The organism is Rheinheimera sp. 1928-s, assembly GCF_029269265.1.
Lineage (GTDB): Bacteria > Pseudomonadota > Gammaproteobacteria > Enterobacterales > Alteromonadaceae > Pararheinheimera.
Map to the genome: position 1 here is coordinate 265,847 of NZ_JARIXP010000002.1, position 20,157 is coordinate 286,003.

12 protein-coding genes are annotated in these 20,157 nt (G+C 47.4%); 1 reads left to right on the forward strand and 11 read right to left on the reverse strand.

Annotated features, from left to right (window positions below; translation table 11 throughout):
• Positions 1-29: 29 nt before the first annotated feature.
• From P3C17_RS06090 to P3C17_RS06135, 10 genes are all read right to left on the reverse strand, one after another.
• Positions 30-1,475 carry an MFS transporter gene (locus tag P3C17_RS06090; RefSeq protein WP_300928573.1) on the reverse strand — a complete coding sequence of 482 codons (1,446 nt, stop codon included), beginning with the start codon at positions 1,473-1,475 and terminating at the stop codon, positions 30-32.
• A gap of 102 nt (positions 1,476-1,577) precedes the next feature.
• Complete coding sequence (locus P3C17_RS06095) at positions 1,578-4,145, reverse strand: cellulase family glycosylhydrolase (protein ID WP_300928574.1); 2,568 nt, start codon at positions 4,143-4,145, stop codon at positions 1,578-1,580.
• A gap of 2 nt (positions 4,146-4,147) precedes the next feature.
• A complete protein-coding gene (locus tag P3C17_RS06100) occupies positions 4,148-5,710 on the reverse strand; it encodes a sodium/sugar symporter (RefSeq protein ID WP_300928575.1) in 1,563 nt (520 codons plus the stop codon).
• Positions 5,711-5,806: 96 nt separating this feature from the next.
• The gene (locus P3C17_RS06105; RefSeq protein WP_300928576.1) at positions 5,807-6,805 is read right to left on the reverse strand and encodes an aldose epimerase family protein; all 999 of its coding nucleotides are present in this window, start codon (positions 6,803-6,805) and stop codon (positions 5,807-5,809) included.
• Positions 6,802-7,968, reverse strand: a complete 1,167-nt coding sequence (gene galK / locus P3C17_RS06110) for a galactokinase (RefSeq protein ID WP_300928577.1) — start codon at positions 7,966-7,968, stop codon at positions 6,802-6,804. Before galK ends, P3C17_RS06105 begins: the two co-directional genes overlap by 4 nt.
• Before the next feature lie 5 nt (positions 7,969-7,973).
• Positions 7,974-9,044: a UDP-glucose--hexose-1-phosphate uridylyltransferase gene (locus P3C17_RS06115; RefSeq protein ID WP_300928578.1), complete on the reverse strand. Its 1,071-nt coding sequence runs from the start codon at positions 9,042-9,044 to the stop codon at positions 7,974-7,976.
• A gap of 20 nt (positions 9,045-9,064) precedes the next feature.
• Positions 9,065-10,081, reverse strand: a complete 1,017-nt coding sequence (galE, locus tag P3C17_RS06120; RefSeq protein WP_300928579.1) for a UDP-glucose 4-epimerase GalE — start codon at positions 10,079-10,081, stop codon at positions 9,065-9,067.
• Between the two features lie 4 nt (positions 10,082-10,085).
• A complete protein-coding gene (locus P3C17_RS06125) occupies positions 10,086-12,455 on the reverse strand; it encodes a sugar-binding domain-containing protein (protein ID WP_300928580.1) in 2,370 nt (789 codons plus the stop codon).
• 41 nt (positions 12,456-12,496) lie between these two features.
• Positions 12,497-13,204 carry an SDR family oxidoreductase gene (locus tag P3C17_RS06130; protein ID WP_300928581.1) on the reverse strand — a complete coding sequence of 236 codons (708 nt, stop codon included), beginning with the start codon at positions 13,202-13,204 and terminating at the stop codon, positions 12,497-12,499.
• Positions 13,205-13,268: 64 nt separating this feature from the next.
• Positions 13,269-15,947, reverse strand: coding sequence for a TonB-dependent receptor (locus tag P3C17_RS06135; RefSeq protein ID WP_300928582.1), 2,679 nt, complete (start codon positions 15,945-15,947; stop codon positions 13,269-13,271).
• A gap of 327 nt (positions 15,948-16,274) precedes the next feature.
• Between P3C17_RS06135 and P3C17_RS06140 the strand changes: the two genes are divergently transcribed.
• Positions 16,275-18,926, forward strand: coding sequence for an EAL domain-containing protein (locus P3C17_RS06140; protein WP_300928874.1), 2,652 nt, complete (start codon positions 16,275-16,277; stop codon positions 18,924-18,926).
• On the opposite strand, the gene P3C17_RS06145 is transcribed toward P3C17_RS06140, so the two are convergent.
• Positions 18,814-20,127: an AarF/ABC1/UbiB kinase family protein gene (locus P3C17_RS06145; RefSeq protein WP_300928583.1), complete on the reverse strand. Its 1,314-nt coding sequence runs from the start codon at positions 20,125-20,127 to the stop codon at positions 18,814-18,816. The genes P3C17_RS06140 and P3C17_RS06145 overlap by 113 nt on opposite strands.
• Positions 20,128-20,157: the final 30 nt, after the last annotated feature.

A 20,157-nucleotide genomic window follows, 5' to 3' on the forward strand; every position in this document is an offset into this window, starting at 1 on the left:
CTTTTTATTGTTTGCTTATCAACAGCGAATTAAATGGATTCTGAACCCTGATTTTGATCTTTTGTTTTAGCTAAAGCCAGACTGATTTGCTGACTGCCTTGGGCATCCAGATGATAACCCCGGACTATCAGTAAAGAACACAAGGCAAACAGCATAGTGCCTAACGCTAAAATAACCCGCATAGCGAAAATACTGTCCGGGTTTTGGGCTGCAGAGAGCTGAGCATCAAAACCAATCAGGTTGAGTGATAAACCTGCGATTAATAGCGCCAGCGCTGCACTTAAACTGGTGACCCAGCTATGAATAGCGACAAACACACCTTCGCGGCGCTGACCATGTTTTAGCTCATCTTCGTCACATAAATCCGCCATCATAGAGGGGATTAACATGGTCATAGCAGTCCAGGCTGCAGTACACAAGAGCGCATCTAACCAAATCCAGCCGTATCCCTCTGGCGTAAAAATAAACCACTTGCAGGCACCACCTACTAAAGTCACAGCATAAATCAGCTGCATCGCTTTAATTTTGCCGACACGGGATGATAAAGCATAGATCAAGGGGACTGTCAGAAAACCAAAAGCCGCATAGGCCATCGACAACCAGCCTTTAAAAATTGCGCCCTGAGCTATATCGCCATCGGCAATAAAATACACCAGCAGGTAATAATCCATACTGGCTGTAAAAGCGCCGCCTGCCATCTGTAACACAGTTAGCAACAATAACACCCGTAAACCTTTGTTTGATTTCAGCGTTTTTAAGCTTTGCCGCAAAGTGACAGGCGGAAAAGCTACGGAAGAACGTTGGACTATTTCTTTGCTGTAACAGGCAGCTAAAGTACCCAGCAGGCCAAAAATAAACAAGGCAACGCCCCAGCCGACATAGCGAATACCAACAAAGACCGAACTGAATATCGCCAGTTGTGCCAGCGGAAACAACCACTGATACAACAAAGAACCCAACTTCAGAAAATAGGTGGTAAAACCCATAATTTCTGTGCGCTGATGGTAATCCGGGCTCATTTCATAGGATAAACAGGTCATAGGTACAGACATAAAAGTGGCAGCTACATAAAACAGCAGGGAAAAAACCACAAAATACAATAGATGAGCCAGTTCGCCCCAGCCTGAAGGCACCATCCAAATCAAACCAAAAAACAGACAACAGGCCCAGCTGGCAACCAGAACAAAAGGCCGTCTGCGGCCAAAACGGCTTTGATGATGATCAGATAAATGCCCGACCCAGGGGCCTAATAAAGTGCCAAGCAACAGCGGTAAAGTAAGAGCAAGCCCCAGTAAAAATGGGTCTACACCCAGGGTCATCTGATAAAAAGGAATAGCCAGTACACTGACACTTTGCTGGGCAAAAAACATCGCAAAAAAGCCAGCGCCAAGCGCCAGCTTTTGAGTGCCCGAGACCCGTATCGATCCTGATGTCGATGCAGACGGTGTTGTGCTTTGGTGCAGTGGCTTGGCCATAGCACTCCTGTGCTGAGGATGAAATGCAAAAGATTATATACATAAAACCGGACGGGCGGGTTTATCCCCGCCCGTCTATAATCGAATCCAATGCCCGAACCATTATGGCTTTTGGATCAAACTCACTTCCGCCAGCTCCACACCATGCCAGCCCTTGGCTTCGGTTGGGCTATAGGCGCTCTGATTAAACATCAACTGTATACCCTGCAACTGCTGAAGCTCATTAAGGTTCAGCTCTAAGCCCTGCTCCACTTTGGGCGCAAAGACCGGCATAAACATAGGGTAGGCCTGAGTCATCAGCGTATCGGTTTGCTTTAGTTTATGCAGAGGAACTAACAGATACTGCCAGTCAGTGCCCACTTTCAGCTCTGTGCCGTACGCTATACCGTTTTTATCCAGCAATGCGAACTTCAACTGTTCCGGTTGTTTGACCGCACGAATTTTCAGCGCCACTGTGTCATAACCTTTCAGGTTGCGTTGTAGCAGGCTGTTATCAGCAGACAAAGTGGTTTTAAGTATCGCCGCAGCTTGAGCTGTTTCTAAAGAATCCACACCCAGTTGCAAGGCTAAACCTGCACCTGAACTATCGGCAACAACACCTTGCGTCACAGTCGCATCTTTTGGATAGAGGCTGTTTTGTCTGTCCGAAGTGGCATCAAATAACGCCACAGGCTGGCCTTGTGGTTTTACCGCCATGGTCCAGTACTGTGCCTTGCTGACAAAATCCCAATCTTCTGGTGAGCCAGCAGCTGCACCAGGGAAAGTTTGTTTTTTGCCATCAGCTGTAACCACAAAGGCATATTCCAGTAAACCTGTCTGAGTCCAGTCTTTTGGCATGGCTAACTGATAGCGACCACTGACATCTGGGCTTTGCTGCATATCAAAAGCGGTAAACTTGTGGTGCCCAAGATAACGTAACATCAGCTGCACTTTTTCAGGCTTCACCAAAGCGCCTATGTCCACCTTAAAGCTGAACGGGTCGCCCACATGGCTTTGACGCTGATTCTGATGCACTAAAGCCAGTTCAGTCGATTGCGGTTTTGGCAGATAAAAATCTGTCTCTACTTTCTTCGCATACTGCTGTGCCAAAGCGGCTTTGGCGGTCAGTAAGTACACACCGGGGCGTACTGTCACTTCGCCATCAACGGCAGATGCAGTTGCTGTATTACCGCTATTTAAGCCTTTCAGTTGATAGGTTTTACCCAAATCAACCAAAGTCAGTTTCAGTTGCTGAGCAGCAGGGTATAACCTCCCTACTTCACGGCTTAAACTGGAATTCTGATAAGGGTCCTGCAAGGTGAGTAAGTCGGGGTAGACTTCCAATCGCCAGACACCATCCGCTACTTTATCAAGGAAATAAGCACCAGAACCGCTGTATTTCGCCACAGAAGATGAACCGACACCTGCAATAGCTGTCAGCTTAGCTACAGCTTTTGGCACCACTGTGGTGCTGTTGCTGTAGAAAAACTTCGCTGGGGTATTCAGCACTGACAAATTCTGCTGATAATCCAAAGTCACAGCGCCAAAGCTATTACTGGCCGGATAATCCGCTGTTTTTTCAGCACGCTTTTGCGTACGGAATACTTCAGCGGCAATTTTTAAGCTGATGGCTTTTTCCGGTGTATACAACAAGTTCAGATGATGAGTGTTGTATTCAGAGTTGGTATGAGCCACAGCCGCAGCGTCATAAGCAAACTGAGTGGCCCACTGGAAACCAGCTTCGCGGAAACTGCGCGCCATAGCCGGGAACATCACAGAACTTGCCACATCGGCTGCGTCAAACTCGTACACCATTTTGGCTTTAGTAGCACATTGGCTAATACCGGCAAAAGGATTAGTGTAATGCGCAACAGCTGGCAACATATTGGCCAGAATAGTACTGCCTTTGACCAAACCCGTTGGATACCACTGATAGGACACGCCATCTATGCTGGTATTGCATAAAGCTTTGGCAAAAGGCTGATCATCACCCTGCTCACTGGTGTTGTAAAACAAAGGTTTAGTGACACCGGCGGCACGAATGGTGCTGATTAAGTCTTCAATATAAGCCGCGCTTTGCGCAGGTGCGATCTCGTGTTTGGGTTCGTTAAAGATCTCAAAGGCAATGATATTGTCGTCATGCTGATAGCTTTTGCCGGTCAGCGGATTGACGTGCTTAAACAGCTGAGTCAGATAGTTTTTCTGCGCTGCAATAGCATCTGGTGACTGGTTCATCTGGCTTTTGCTGTAAAAAGTAGAAAAACCATATTCCACCGGATCCGGCTCAGGGTAACCACTGCCCCACCAGCCGATAGGCGTAATAATCACCTTGATGCCTTTTTCTTTTAAGCGCAGCAGCAAGTAATCGAATAACTGCAGGTGAATATTGTCTTGTAAATTGCCCTCTTTATCGGCCAGCAATCTGTCCCATAAATGCACGCGGTAAGCGTCTAGTCCTAAACGGGCAATATGATCCACATCCATGTCGATGGCAGCGCGATGATCCACGCCAACACGTTCAACAGAGCGATAACCATAAGCAAAAGGCACACTGTAATTCACACCAAAAAGCGCAACTTCAGAGCCGTCTTGCCACAGCATGACGCCCTCTTTTACCGACACAGGATTAGCCGTGGCAGCGGCGCTAAACAGCGTCGCGGCCAAAGCTACAGAAAGGAGTTTCTGTTTCATCCTTACCACCATGCCGTATAAAAGGCGGCCACGATCAAAGTGATCAGCACAGCATGGAAGTTAAAGCTTGGGCGAGTGTCAAAGCTGATATCACGTAACTCTACCGCATGTGGATGCTTGCCCTGACGCTGGAATAAAGTCACCAGTACAGCTAAAGCTAAACAGCAGAGGAAGACTAAACCTACGCGGTCCATAAATGGCATCTCTGGCAAAGTCATTTTGAAAATCCAGCTCAGTACAGCTGAGCTGATAGCCGCCACTAAAGCAGCAGTTGCTGTAGTGCGGGCCCAGAACATACCTAATAAAAACAGCACTACAATACCTGGCGTAAAGAAGCCGGTGAATTCCTGAATATATTGGAAGGCCTGATCAAATTCGCCCAGTAATGGCTTAGCAGTAAATACTGCAATCACCAAAGCCACCAGACTGACAATACGACCTACTTTGACGTAGTGCTGCTGGCTTTGATCTTTCTTAAACTGAGAGTAAATATCCATAGTGAAAATGGTCGCGACGCTGTTGGTCATCGAAGCTAAACTCGACAAAATAGCTGCCACTAAAGCCGCAAAAATTAAGCCTTTGATACCAGAGGGCATCATGCTCAGCAGCTGAGGATAGGCCTGATCCGGCTTGCTTAAATCCGGCAGTATTAACACTGCAGCAATACCAGGCAGAACCACGATCACCGGCATTAAAATTTTCAGGAAGGCCGCAAAAATAATACCTTTTTGCGCTTCAGCTAAGTCTTTGGCCGCTAAAGTACGCTGAATAATATATTGGTTAAAACCCCAATAACTCAGGTTCATAATCCACATACCACCCAACAGCACGGATAAACCAGGCAGGCTGACATAATGTGGGCTATCCGGCGTTAAAATCATATCGAATTTGTCTGGCACTTCAGTGAGCAAGCGGTCAAAACCAGCCCATAAACCGTTACCTGCGCCCAAAAGTTCCAGCGACATAAAGGACAGGAACAAACCACCGCCCACCAGTAACACCACCTGAATAATGTCGGTGTAGGCCACAGCTTTTAGGCCGCCGTATAAGGAATAGGCCACAGATAAAGTGGCTAATATCAGCATGCTGGTGGTCATATCCACACCAGTGACTGTATTAATAGCCAAAGCACCTAACCACAGCACTGCGGTTAAGTTAACAAAGACATAAACCGCCATCCAGAACAGCGCCATGGTGGTGCGTACTCTGTTGTCAAAACGCTGCTGCAGGAACTGCGGCATGGTATAAATTTTACGTTTAAGGAAAATTGGCAGGAAAAACTTGCCGACTATTAATAAGGTAATAGCAGCCATCCATTCATAGGCCGCTATCGCCATACCTATGGCATAACCAGAACCTGACATACCAATAATTTGTTCAGCCGAAATATTAGCTGCAATTAAAGACGCACCAATAGCCCACCAGGGTAAGGTATTGCCAGCCAGAAAATAGTCGTTGGTGTCTTTATCATGCCCCTTTTTTTCCCGGGAAATAAAATAAGCCAGTCCTACCAGCCCAAGCACATATATGACGAGGATCGTCAAATCCAGATTACTTAAGGTCATACTAATCCTTACCCTGTTTTACCCGTCATTTTTAGTACTGCGCTGCAACACCAGAACAGCCGGGCATGTATTGTTGTTATTGTTACCAGTTTTTAATTAACTGAACTTATACACTATTTGTTGCTGATACAACTCACCTGCTTTAAGCAGAGTGCCTGGGAAGCCAAGTTGATTAATCGCATCAGGCCAGCCCTGAGCTTCCAGACAAATCCCCTGCCGAGCTGCAAAAGGTGCGGCCAGAAAATTACCTGTATAAAGCTGCAAGCCAGGCTGAGTGCTTAATACTTCAAGCTGACGACCACTTTGGCTGGAACTTAACACCGCCATCAATTTTAACTCTGCAGCATCAGCGTCTTGCCAGATAAAGCAGTGGTCAAAACCATTGGCCAAAGCAAGCTGCTGATCCTGCTGTTTGAGCGCTGGCCCCACCAATTTAGCGTTAGTAAAGTCAAAGGCAGTACCTGCTACAGCACGACGCTCTCCGGTTGGAATAGCATGCTCATCTGTGGGCAAGTAATGTGTCGCTGTAAGCTGCAACTGATGGTTTTCAACAGAACTGCCGCCGTCATTTAACTTGTCATTGTTTAGATTGAAATAACAATGATTGGTTAAGTTCAGCACCGTATCTTTGCTGGATAAAGCCAAAAAGGATAACTCCAGCTGTTTATCCACAATACGGAATTGCTGCCAGACTTGCACAGCGCCCGGATAACCCTGGTCGCCATCGGCTGAGCGCAAATACAATTGCACCGAATCAGACTGCTGTTTAAGCACTTGCCACTCGCGGCGGTTAAAACCAGTCACACCACCATGCAAATGATTAGGACCATTGTTACAGTCCAGTTGATAAGCCACACCATTGAGCTCAAAACGACCTTTGGCAATACGGTTAGCAACCCGGCCTGCGGTAGCGCCCAGATAAAACTGGTCTGTTTGGTAATCTGCCGGGTCTGGATAATTCAGCGTTAGTTCCTGGCCAAACAAGCGGATAGAGCGGATTGTTGCCCCAAAAGGCAACAGCTCCACTTCTAAACCCTTATGGCCACCCAGCCGTATCACTGAGTCATCAATGTCATCAGTTAAAGCAGCACTCATGCCAAAATCTGCTCTGCGCCCTGACTGGCTGTACACACAAAAATACCGGCGTTTAAGCCTGTTTGCAGTGGGTACTGACGCTCAACCAAAGCACGAATTTCATCCACCCTGCCTTGAGGCACTAAAGCCACCACACAACCACCAAAACCACCACCTGTCATACGCACACCACCTGTATCACCCAGGGTGTTGCCAATCATCTCCACCAGTGCATCTATAGCAGGCACAGTGATTTCAAAATCATGTTTCATCGACAAGTGAGATTCAGCCATTAAACGGCTTAACAGTTTGATATCGTGAGCAGCTAAAGCTTTAGCTGCTAATTCAGTTCTGCCATTTTCTGTTATCACATGACGAGCCCGTTTGGCAACTAACGGATCCAGCTCACCCTGCTTAGCGGCAAAAGTAGTCCAGCTGACATCCCGCAAGGCTTTGACGCCAAAAATGGTTGCAGCTTCTTCACACTGACGACGGCGGGTGTTGTATTCACTGTCCACCAGACCCCGTTTTACATTGGAGTTAATAATCATCACGGCCATATCTGTTGGCACTGATACCGGCGTGCTGTCTAAACTACGACAGTCGATCAGTAAGGCATGAGCTACTTTGCCCTGCGCAGAAATCAGCTGATCCATAATGCCGCAGTTACAACCAACAAAGTTGTTTTCTGCATGCTGACCATTGAGTGCATTGTCACGGCTGGATAATTCAACGCCAGCTAAAGTGCTGTAGGTCAGGCCCAAGGCGACTTCTAATGAAGCTGATGAGCTTAAACCTACACCTTGTGGCACATTGCCGCTGATGGCTAAATCGCAACCGACCAGATTAAAGCCTTTTTGCATCAGGCTGTTGGCCACACCACGCACATAGTTTGCCCACTGGTATTGTGGATGTTTAGCCAGCGGAAACGTCAGTTCAAACTCATCCACTTGCTGCTGATAATCCAGCGCCAACACACGGACCCTTTTGTCATTGCCAGCATCGTCACGGCGGCGAGCCACTACCACAGTGTCGTAGTTAATAGCACATGGCAATACAAAACCGTCGTTGTAATCTGTGTGTTCGCCAATCAGATTAACCCGGCCCGGCGCTCTGAACGTAAATTCGCCCTGCTGTTGATAATGTTCGGCAAATGCCTGTTGTACTTGTTGCACTAATTCCATCTGGTTTAAACCTTGCTCTGCTGTTTGTAATGCACAGGGCTTTGCTGTTTTAAGCGTTCAGCGGCCTGTTCAGGAGTCATATCACGTTGGGTTTCAGCCAGCATTTCGTAGCCCACCATAAACTTCTTAATGGTGGCTGAGCGTAATAACGGCGGGTAAAAATGGCCATGCAATTGCCAGTGTTCGATGTTTTCAGCAGTATCAGCACCAGCATCGTTCTGATAAGGCGCACTATGCCAGCCCATTGAATAAGGGAATGAACACTGGAACAGGTTGTCGTAGCGAATGGTGATTTGCTGCAGAATATCAGCCAGCGCGGCTTGCTGCTCTGTGGTTAAGTCTTCCATCCGGCGTACATGGGCTTTTGGCAACACCAGGGTTTCAAAAGGCCAGCTGGCCCAGAACGGCACTACGACCAGCCAGTGATCGTTTTCAACCACAGTGCGCTCGCCACTTTGTTGTTCCAGCGCGGCATAATTTAATAACAGGTTTTTGCCATGTTTCGCTAAATACTCACGCTGAGCTGCGTCGGCTTTGGCTGGTAAGGTAGGCACTGTGCTGTTGGCCCAAATCTGGCCATGAGGATGCGGATTGGAGCAGCCGTTAATAGCGCCTTTGTTTTCAAACACCTGCACCCAGCTGTAGGTTTTGGATAAGTCCTGGTACTGACGGATCCATTCTTCCACTATGTTCTGAATATCAGCGACGCTGAGTTCTGGCATGGTCAGGCTGTGATCAGGTGAATAACAAATCACTCTGCTGGTACCACGCTCGGCTTTTAACACAAATAAATCATCGTCTGAACGCTGATAAAAAGGCGTATCTGCAGTTAAAGCGGCAAAGTCATTGGTAAAGACATAAGGTTTTTTATAGTCAGGATTCAGGTCACCGGAAATACGGGTGTTGGTTGGACATAAAAAACAGCTGGGGTCATAAGACGGATTCTGCTCTGTGGCTGCAGTTTCAATCTGCCCCTGCCATGGCCTTTTAGCTCTGTGTGGCGACACCAGCACCCAATCCCCTGTAAGCGGGTTATATCTGCGGTGCGGATGATCTTTTGCATTAAATTCAGACATCTACTACTCCAACCTTTTTCTTAATTCTTCGGATAACCCTGCGGGTTTAATTTCTGCCAGTTCCAGCTATCCGCCACCATTTGATCCAAACCACGTTCCGCTTTCCAGTTGAGTTTTTCAGCGGCTAAAGACGGATCACCGTAATAACAGCCAATATCGCCAGGACGACGCGGAGCCACCTGATAGGCAATTAGTTGGCCTGAAATACGACGGTAAGCCTCAACCATTTCCAGCACAGAAACGCCCTGACCAGTGCCTAAGTTAAATACATGAAAACCCGCATTCTGATGCAGCGTTTCTAAGGCTTTAACATGACCTGAAGCTAAATCACAGACATGGATATAATCCCGCACACCGGTACCGTCCGGCGTGTCGTAATCATCACCAAACACCGATAAGTGCGGTCGGCGGCCTATAGCCACCTGATTAATAAAAGGCATCAGGTTATTTGGAATACCGTTTGGATCTTCACCAATCTGGCCTGACTCATGCGCGCCTACAGGGTTAAAGTAACGCAGCACTATGGCGCTGAAATCGGATTGCGCCACCACCAGGTCCGACATCATCTGCTCCACCATCAGCTTGGAACGGCCATAAGGACTTTCAGGATGGACAGCAAAATCTTCCCGTATTGGCGAAGAGACCGGCTCGCCATAGACTGTGGCAGAGGAGCTGAACACCAGCGTTTTCACCTGATGCTTTAGCATCACTTGCATCAATAAGCCTGAAGCATTGACATTGTTTTCATAATAAAACAACGGTTTAGCCACAGATTCACCGACGGCTTTGGAACCGGCAAAGTGAATGACTGCATCTACTTTCTCAGCAGCAAAAATAGCAGAAAGCGCCTTTTCATCACGGACATCGGCCTGATAAAAGCGAATGCTCTGGCCTGTCAGTTGCTCGACCCGTTTTAACGCCTCAACACTACTGTTGCTCAAGTTGTCGACCACCACCACCTGATGACCACAATTCAGTAACTCCAGACAAGTATGAGAGCCAATATAACCAGCGCCGCCCGTGACTAAAATACGCATACTATTATTCCTTGAGGTTAAAAACTAAGACTTCACTTTGAATAGCCAAGGCTTTGGAGTGAGCTTCAAGCTTAGCTTTGTTAAATTCAGCACCTAATTTCACTAAAACTGCAGCTTTGCCTTGTTCAGTAAAAGCAGGTTCAGGGTTGATAATTTCAATATCACCAGTGGTTTTAAATTCAATGATTTGGTTATTTAAAGGCACCAGCTGGCCATTTTTATCCAGCACTTGTGCATAAACAAAAACTAAATCACCGGCCACCGGCGCCACACCACTGGTATCGACTGTCAATTTTAAACTAGCAGCGACGTCAGGAGTAGTCACCTGATGAGTCGCCACTTCTTTACCTGCACTATAAGCTTTTGCCACTAACTGACCGGCCTTGAACTCTTTTAAGTCAAATTCAAAAGGCGGATGGGGCAAATGGGTAGAAAACTTATCCGTAGACGGCTTATTACGGCTGACTAAAACGCCATTTAAATACAGTTCCACTTCTTCAGCATTACTAAATACCCGTACTTGTGAGCTGGAACCCAGTTGCCACTCACTGGCAATAAAGACCATAGGACCGGATTGGTACTTGTCAGATTGCTCTGAAGCCGGGCGCTGACTCTGGTAAAAGTAGTAACTGTATTTAGGTAAACGGTATATGCTCATGACACCAGAAGCTTCCAGATCATTGGCATAACCTCTGTTGTAATCAAACATCACCCAGTAGCCGTCGGCATAAGCAGGAGTGGTCAGGTTGTCATTATGAGCTTCCTGCACATTACGGGCTTGTTGCAACAAACGCGCTTCGCCGTGGCTTAATAACTGACGACTAGTGCGGGCTTCTTCTTTTAAATCGGCCCAGCTGTCCTGATTCAAACCGGCATTTTGTGCATAGTATTCCCAGTCGCCGTATTCAGACACATTGTAAGGCTGTGTTGGCGTTTCATAGTGCATCTGACGGTGCTGACGCGCTTGCAGATACATATCGTAACCATGCTGCCAGCCCGCAGAATAAGCGCCCGGAAACTCTTGTTTGACGGTGTTATGCAAAGTAGCGACAAATTCATCCGGCATGTCCGATTCGTTCAGTGAACATTCCCAGGCTAAAACGCTGGCATGGTTACGGTCACGACGAATTAAATCGCGGCAGCTTTGAATATTGTGTGCCCGGAACGCCTCAGTCGGCTGATAATACTGCCAGCCTAAAATAGCGTTGATCAACACCAAACCCAGCTCGTCCGACGCTTGCATAAAGGCTTTAGAATGTGGGTAATGCGATAAACGCACATAATCAAAACCAGCAGATTTAATTTTTACCGCATCCCGATAATCCGCTTGAGGCGATATAGCATACCCCACATGAGGGTATTCCTGATGACGGTTTACGCCGCGTAAAAAGGTGATGTCGCCATTAATCAGCAACTGATGCTTGTCGTTAAAGGCAAAGCTGCGGATACCAATCTGTTGTAACTGACGCTCAATCACTTCGCCATTTTGTTTCAGTACGGTTTGTAAACTGTATAAAAACGGACTGGCAGGGCTCCATAAGTTAGGTGTGGTCACTGTCAGCTGTTGTTGCTGGTCCAGTTTAGCCCCTGCGGCCAGTTGGATAGGACCTGAGCTGACTTCTGTCACTAACTGCTCACCGACAAAGAGTTGCTGCACTAATTCCAGCTCTGCGCTTACTGTTGACTGGTTTGCCAACTGGGTTTTTACCGCAACTACAGATTCTGCTTTATCCACTTTTGGATAAGTGACAAAAATGCCGCCACCGGCCACTTCATTCGCCAGCATTTCGTCTGTGATATGCACAGGGTTTTTAATCAGTAAACGCACATCGCGGTATAAACCACCGTAGGTATTAAAATCCAGCTGAGCCAAAGGTTTAGGCCCTGTGACTTCATTATCTCTGTTATCCAGTTTGACCTTGAGCTGATACGTTTCACCGGCCGTCACATAAGGCGTTAAATCAATAGTAAAAGGCAAATAACCGCCCAGATGTTCGCCAATCTGTTTATCGCCTAACCAGACTTGCGCATGGTTCATCGCCGCTTCAAAGCGGATCAACAGCTGTTTGTTTTGCCACTCAGGCGCTATGGTCAGCGACTTTTGGTACCAGGCAAAACCCTGCCATTGGTTATTCACCAACAAAGGTTCAATCTGTGGCGTGTGAGGTAAACTCACCTGCTGCCAGTCTTCTGGTTGGGCCGCTAAATCAGCAGACTGGCTTTTGTAAAACAACCAGTCGGCATTTAAATTCTGCTCTGTTGCTACTGCAACTTTCGGTGACTGCGCGTCTGTTGGCGACTCGGAGACTGGGCTGCATCCAAACTGCAGCAGCAAGACCAACACAGCCAGAGATTGTATTAAGTACTTCAACACTGGAGAATTCCTTTTAATACGCCTGTTTTACTGCACAGGACTTAGCAAAAATTAGTTTCAATGGCAGGCCTTAGCACCAGCTCATGGATATGAGCTTTGGCAGAACTTGCCAGCATCAGCAGAATGGCATCAGCCACCTCTTCCGCAGACAAATAATCAGGTCTGCTGGCTGCGCGAAATTCGGTATCAACTCCACCCGGATACAAAGACAGTACTTTTACACCTGTGCCGTTTAGCTCTTTACGCAGCACTTTGCTGTAGCTATCCAGCGCAGCTTTGCTGGCGCTGTAGGCGGAAATACCGGGGTTGGAAAATAAACAAACGGTCGAGAGAACATTCAGCACTATGCCTTTGCCCTGCTGTTGCATAGCAGGCACCAAGTGCTGGATAAAATGCAGCGGCGCATAAAAGTTCAGCTGCATCATCTGTTCAATCGCAGACCAATCCGGCTCTGTAGCGGCATTTCTGCTGCTATTGCCTCCGGCGCAATTAATCAACACCTCGACTTCACCAAACTGCTGCTTCGCCTGTTGGCAAAACTGGCTGATAGCGGCTGGTTCAGTTATTGAAAAAGCCTGACTGAACACCGCTGCGTCCTGTGGCAATAAAGCTAAGGTTTGAGCCAGTTTGGCCGGGTCTCGACCACATAAGCTCAAGCTGTGGCCTTGTGCCGCTAAAGCGACAGCCAAAGCACGGCCTATGCCCGATGAAGCACCGGTCAGCAAAATATGGTAAGGAGATAAGGACATCAGTATGGCTTCCGTAAAAAGCCCGGCCCAAAGGCCGGGTTTTATGTGCTGAATAACAAGCCACTTACATAGAGTAAGAGAAACCGACCAGGAAACGACGACCCCATTCAGTGAAGTTAGCCGGACGGCTTGGGTCGTTATCAAAGTAAGTCACAGCAGCCTCATTGGTCAGGTTTTGTGCCTGCAACATCACTTTAAAAGCTTCGGTTACTTCATAAGATAAACTGGCATCTACAGTTCGCTCAGCTTGAGCTCTGGTGATTTCTGTAGGTTCCCAGCTACCCACACGAGTGTTGGCACTGCGGTAGTTGTAGGACACCTTGGCATCAAAACCAGCTTTGTAGTACCACAAAGTCAGATTACCCACGTGCTTAGATAAACCACCTAAAGGCATTGGGTTATCTTCAGGCACAAACTCAGTGACATTACTGTCGGTTAGCGAGTAGTTGGCGTAGAAACCTAAACCATCAAATGGTTCTGGCAACATGGTCAGAGCCTGTTGATACATCAGCTCTAAGCCTTTGATCTGGCCACCATCACCATTGATCGGACGACTGTAGTTATAAGAAATACCGTCTACAACCATCACATCTGTCGCTGTGCCGATATGAGTTTTTAAGTCTTTAAAGAAGGTAGAAATCGTCATAGCACGATCGCTGGCCCAGTAGTACTCAAAACCTAAGTCGATTTGATCCGCAAGAAAAGGATCCAAAGCCGGGTTACCGCTTGACGCCGTATTAACCGTAGTTGAGGTATTAAACTGGTAACCGGTACGCATCTCAATCAGCGGCGGACGTGAAATAGCACGCGACAGGCCAAAACGTACCTGTGCTTCTTCAGTCAGGCTGAACACCATATTCAGTGAAGGTAATACTTCAGTGTAATCATGTTCCATAGTGATTGGCGATAACACACCCTGCATCAGCTGATGGCCAGACGAGGTAGAATCAGTTTGCACTACACGCACACCAACGTTACCTGTGTAAGGTAAATCACCAATTTCGCCAGACATTTTTAACATGGCATACAAGGCCGAGTTGGTTTCTTCCACTCTCCAGCTATTGACGAAATCTATAGGAGCTTTTGTACGATCACTACGGTTATCAATACCACCAAAGGCCTGATTGACCACAGCACCCCAGTTGTTCATACCATATATGGCAGGAGCAATAAAATCGCCGCCAAGAGCGTAGCTGTAGCCATAACCTGTGACAGAGGTGTCGACAGGATCTTGCTGCCAGCTCAGCACATCGTTGTTTTTATCACGGTCGCTATATCGGCCGCCCAGCACTAAAGTCTCAAAGGTGCCCCAGTCGATGCTACGTTCAAAGTCGGCCTTGAAGGTCACCATTTCATCTGTTAAATCACGATCGCCGTCCACATTCATTCTGGAAGGATTATCAGGGTTCTGCGTTGCATCCTGAATACGATAAAACTCTGGGTTGCCCACATTTGGGCCAGCATTAATAGCTAAACGGCCGCCAGCATTAGCCCAACTGATATCAAGAGGTGTAGGTCCAACGTAAGTGGATACAATATTCACCCAACGAGATTCAATACCAGCTTCGGAATAACCAACATCATAGGTAGAAGTCCAGACATCACCAGTGACAGTAGTTTTTAAACCTGTACTTAACAGATGATTTTGCTGGAACCAGGTGGCGTTGTTGGCTGTATGAGCGCCCCACAACACACCACCGCCAGTTAGTTGCTGCGAGCCATCAGGACGGGTCACAATGGTCGGCGTAGTAGCAGAGTTGTTGTAGCCCCAGGTACTTGCGTCCTGATAATTACCCCAGCCATCAAACATAAACTGGTCTTCACGCTCTTCAATATCAAACTTGGAGTAGAACAGATCGTATTTCAGATTTACCGTATCAGCGGGTTCCCACTCAAGGATCATCAGGCCGCCTACACGTTCGTTGTTACCTGATTTAGTTCCGGCTTTACCACCCCAAGGAGCAGCTTCTTTGATGCCATCGCCATTCACATCACCTTGTTCGTCCGGGTTTTTATTGTAGGAATAAAATGCGGTTTCACGTTGAACTGAAGGTTGGTCCTGATAGGTTAAACCAAACACCACACCAAAATTATCAGCCCATTGATCAACATAAGAGACGCTGGCTTTTTGACCTGTACCATCCGCATCCGGAATATCGTCTGCTAATTGATAATCCATCAGATGACCGCTGATATTAATCATGCGTTTGTCTCGGGCCAGAGGGCTGATGAAGTTCATATTGACCAGACCGGCAATACCACCTTCGATATTGTTTGCCATTGGGCTCTTGTACACTTCAACTGAGTTAATCAGTTCGGCAGGGAATTGCTCGTAACGTACGTCACGGCTTGGTTCAGCACTGACAATCTCACGACCATTCATGGTGGCAGCGTTTAAACGTGCACCTAAACCACGGATAGAAATACTGCTGGCATTACCACGGTCACGCTCTGCCGTTACACCAGGTAAGCGGCCTAAAGAGTCAGCGATAGTTACGTCAGGTAATTGGCCTAAGTCATCGGTAGAGATAATTTCTACCGTTGATTCTGAAAACTTTTTCTGCATTAAAGACTTGCTCAGCGTGGCGCCAAAACCTTTAACGACTATGGTTTCAATCTGCTGTTCAGCTTCTGCAGCTTGTTGTTGAGTGGTATTTTCTTCGCTTTGCGCCTGTGCATGCTGCATAGCAAAAATTTGCGTCATAGCTAAAGCTACAACGGTCAAGTTGAATTTGCCTGTCATTTCCTACCCCTGTCGGTATCAATTGTTATTTTTTTATGCGCTAAGCTGATTTTATATACGGGTTCAGCAGTGCACGGTGCAGTTATAACACTCAAGGTAAACGTTTACCAAATATTTTTACGTCAACCGACCAAACAAAACATCAAGACATTGATTTTAATAAAAATATAGTCAGGTAATCGATTTCTTAAAAATAGGAAAGCAGTTGTGCCCATTCCGGCAAAAAAAACAACAAAGCTTTAGCGCTGTTGTTCCAGATCAAGATCTAAAACAAGAGCACGCTTTAGCATAGCGGTTTGTACTGCTGAACCTGGAACTGCTTTGACGATGAATTCTCCGCTGAGCTCTGCTTTAACACCTGTGTCATCAGGCCAGACCGTTGCTATGGTGCTGCAGAAAAACCTGATTTGTTGCGCCCCACAACACAGTGTGCAACAAGCTGCGCAGCTGATGCAGCAACACAATATCAGCTGCATACTGATTAAAGATGAACAGGGGATCATCGGGATTTGGACAGAGTCTGACTGCAAAAAACTGGATCTGTCGGATAACACTGTGTTGCAGCAAGCTGTTTCTGTGGTGATGACCAGTCCTGTGTTTTCAGTGCAAGATCAGTGCACAACCAGCGAGGCTGCCGCACTGATGAAACAAAAGGGCATCAGACGTTTGCTGGTGACAGACTCGACACACCAGGCCATTGGCATAGTGACACAAACCGATCTTATTCATCAGCAGCCACTGGAACATTATTTAATGCTGCGGGATATCAGCTCGATTCTGGTGGAGTTGCCCTTGTTGCTGCAAGCCGAACTGACTGTAGCTCAGGCAGCCTTGCTGATGCGACAAACTCAACGTGATGCGGCCATAGTGCAGTTTGAACCAGCCCCCTTCACTGGCACTGAGTACGGCATAGTGACAGAACGTGATCTCGTACACTTTATCGCCACCGGACGTACTCTTTGCCTTCTGGCTGAAGTCGCAACCCGGCCTCTGCTGACGTTACCTCTGCACAGTAGCTTGCTACAGGCCGTGCGTTTGCTGCGTGAGCATGGTTTTCGCCACCTCGGAGTCACCGACTCCTATGGAAAACCCGCTGGTTTGTTATCTCACAATCATATATTGCTGAATATGGAACATTTATACATCAACGAGCTAAAAGCGGCGCTGCACGCCCGAGACAAGGCGCTACGATCGTCAGAAAGCAGTTTGCGTTTAGCTTACAAAGTGATAGAAGCCTCGCACGATGCGGTGATGATTACCGATGAGCGCGGCATCATTCAGTCGGTTAACCCCAGCTTTTGTAAGCTGACAGGCTACAGCGCCGAAGAAGCGATAGGTCAAACCCCTAACCTGCTCAGCTCAGGAGAACATGACCAGAACTTTTATCAGCAAATGTGGCAACGGCTGCAACAGCAAGGTTACTGGCAAGGTGAGATTTGGAACAAACGTAAAAATGGTGAAATTTACCCTGAATGGCTGTCGATCAGCGCTGTGCGGGGAGAAAATGCTGAAATCAATCAATATGCCGCCATTTTTTCTGATATTACAGAGCGTAAAAAGCGCGAGCAAAAAATTCACGAACTGGCTTATTTTGACGAACTGACCGGCCTTGCTAACCGTCGTTTATACCAAGACAGACTGGAGCAAGCTTTAGCCAATGCGAAGCGCCACAATCACCAGTTAGCTGTGCTATTTCTTGATCTGGATTTGTTTAAACGGATCAACGACACACTGGGCCATCAGGCTGGTGATGAAGCCTTACGTCAGGTGGCCAGACGACTACAAAAAGCCAGCAGAGCAGGTGAATCTGTGGCCCGGCTAGGTGGGGACGAATTTACTGTGCTGGTGCCTGAATGCAACGGCATTGAGGAAATCGAAAAGCTGGCCCAACGCATAGTGGCGCAATTTGAATTACCTTTCCAAATTCAGCACAACGAACTGGTACTGACCACCAGTGTAGGTATCAGCATTTATCCTCAGCATGGCAGCACGGCCAGTGAACTGCTGAAGTTTGCCGATGCAGCTATGTATCAGGCCAAAGAGTCAGGCCGCAACAAATACAGCCTTTACACTAGCTGTGTAGGTCAGCGTAATGACGAGGCTTTACAGTTGGAACAGGCATTACGTAAAGCTCTGGCTCAACAGCAATTAGAAGTGCATTACCAGCCAAAAATAGCTTTACGCACAGGACAGTTGCATAGCCTGGAAGCCTTAGTGCGCTGGCATGATAAAGAGCTGGGTCAGGTACCGCCAGAGCGTTTTATCGGCATTGCAGAAACCCTGGGACTTATTCAGCAGTTAGGCCAACAAGTGCTCAGGCAGGTCTGTTACCAATTGCAAGCATGGGCGGAACTGGCTGTGCCTGTCGCTGTAAATATCTCTGCAAAAGAGTTAGATGACCCACTTTTTATCACCCACTTAACCCAGATCCTGGCTGAAACCGCAGTCGACCCAAAACTACTGGAACTGGAAATTACCGAAAGCTGCCTGCTGCCAGAGCGGGAAGCTCAAACCCGCCATGTACTGCAGCAACTGCGGCAGTTAGGGATACGACTGGCTATTGACGACTTCGGCACAGGCTATTCCTCTTTATCCTATTTACGCCATTTGCCCATCAACAGCCTGAAAATTGATCGCAGCTTTATCAAGGCTTTACCAGACAATACCAGCGATAAACAAATCACCACTGCCATTATTGCGATGGCGAATGCACTGGGGCTGGATGTCATTGCTGAAGGTATAGAAACAGCTGCACAACAGGAGTTTTTGCTGGCTGCCGGCTGTCAGTTTGGTCAGGGTTACTGGTTTGGTAAAGCGCAGGACCCACTAAAAATCACAGCTCTGCTGAAAAAATCAGCACGACATTCTATTCGCTCAGATAAGGGTTCAGTAGTTGCCGAACATTCACATTCGCTTGAAGCCGGGCAGCTAACAGATACAAACCAGCCATTTTACGATGCAAAAACACTGCGGCTATAGGCGGTGTATGCCAGTAATTTTGCTGCAAGCTGAGGGCTGTAGCAGCCTTGCGAACTCGCTGGGCTAAATCAGTTTGTCCAAAAGTATAAGCGGCATCTGACTGAACAGGTTCAGAAATCAGCTGCACCAGGGCCAGTATGGCTTGTTTTTGTTCGGGTAAAATATCCTGACTGAAAAAGCCGATTTGGCGCATGGCTGCTTCAATACCAGCTAAATCATTAGTAATAGTTGCAGATAATAACTGACGATAACCTTGGCTTATCGCTTCTGAATAGTCTCGGCATGCACCAAAGTCTAGCAGCACCAGCTGTGCATGCTCTGGCTGATACAGATAATTGGCAAAGTTTGGATCGGTTTGCACCAATCGAAACTCAAAAATCTCCCTGAACAACAAAGTGAAAAGCTGTGTCATGGCCTGATCTCGTACTTGCTGTGAATGCTGCATTAAGGACTCAATAGGCACACCTTCGACAAAACTCATGGTCATAAGCTTAGAGGTACAAAGCTGTGGATAGAGTTCTGGCAACACAAATTGGTTGTCGTCGGCAAGTAAATCGCGGTAGCGCTGTAAATAGGCAGCTTCTTGCAAATAGTCAGCCTCCTGATGCAACTGTAGTTTTGCCTCGTTTAGCACAGACTGATAATTCATAGCATCTGGCAACAAACCACTGAGTTTCAACAACATAGCTACATTGTCCACATCACTGTCAATGCTCTGCCCTATGCCTGGATACTGTACTTTGACCGCCAGCTTGCTGCCATTGTCATGATGTGCAAGGTGAACTTGCCCAATAGAAGCCGCAGCCAAAGGGGCAAAGCTAAATTGTGAAAAGTGTTGCTGCCACTGCTCACCTAACTCAGTGCGTAACACCATAGCAAGCTCTTTGGGCAACATGGGGTTAGCGTTAGAGCGAAGTCTTGCCAGTATTTCAGTCAATTCAGCGGGTAATAGATCTCCGGCATCCATAGACAACAATTGACCTACTTTCATCGCCGCCCCACGTAACTGCGCCAGCTTATCGCTAACTCGCTTCAGATTGGCAGGAGTCAGCAATAAATCTCTGGCCTTTGGACTTTGCCCTTGCGCCAGCTGTTTAGCACCATTTAACAACACAGAGCCAGCAACACGTCCAGCCAAAGATGCCAGACCTCCTAAACGAGCCAGTGGCTGTCGCGGTAATTTAGCTGATTTATCGCTCATAAGATCCCGAAGTGGCAGCACAGATGTATT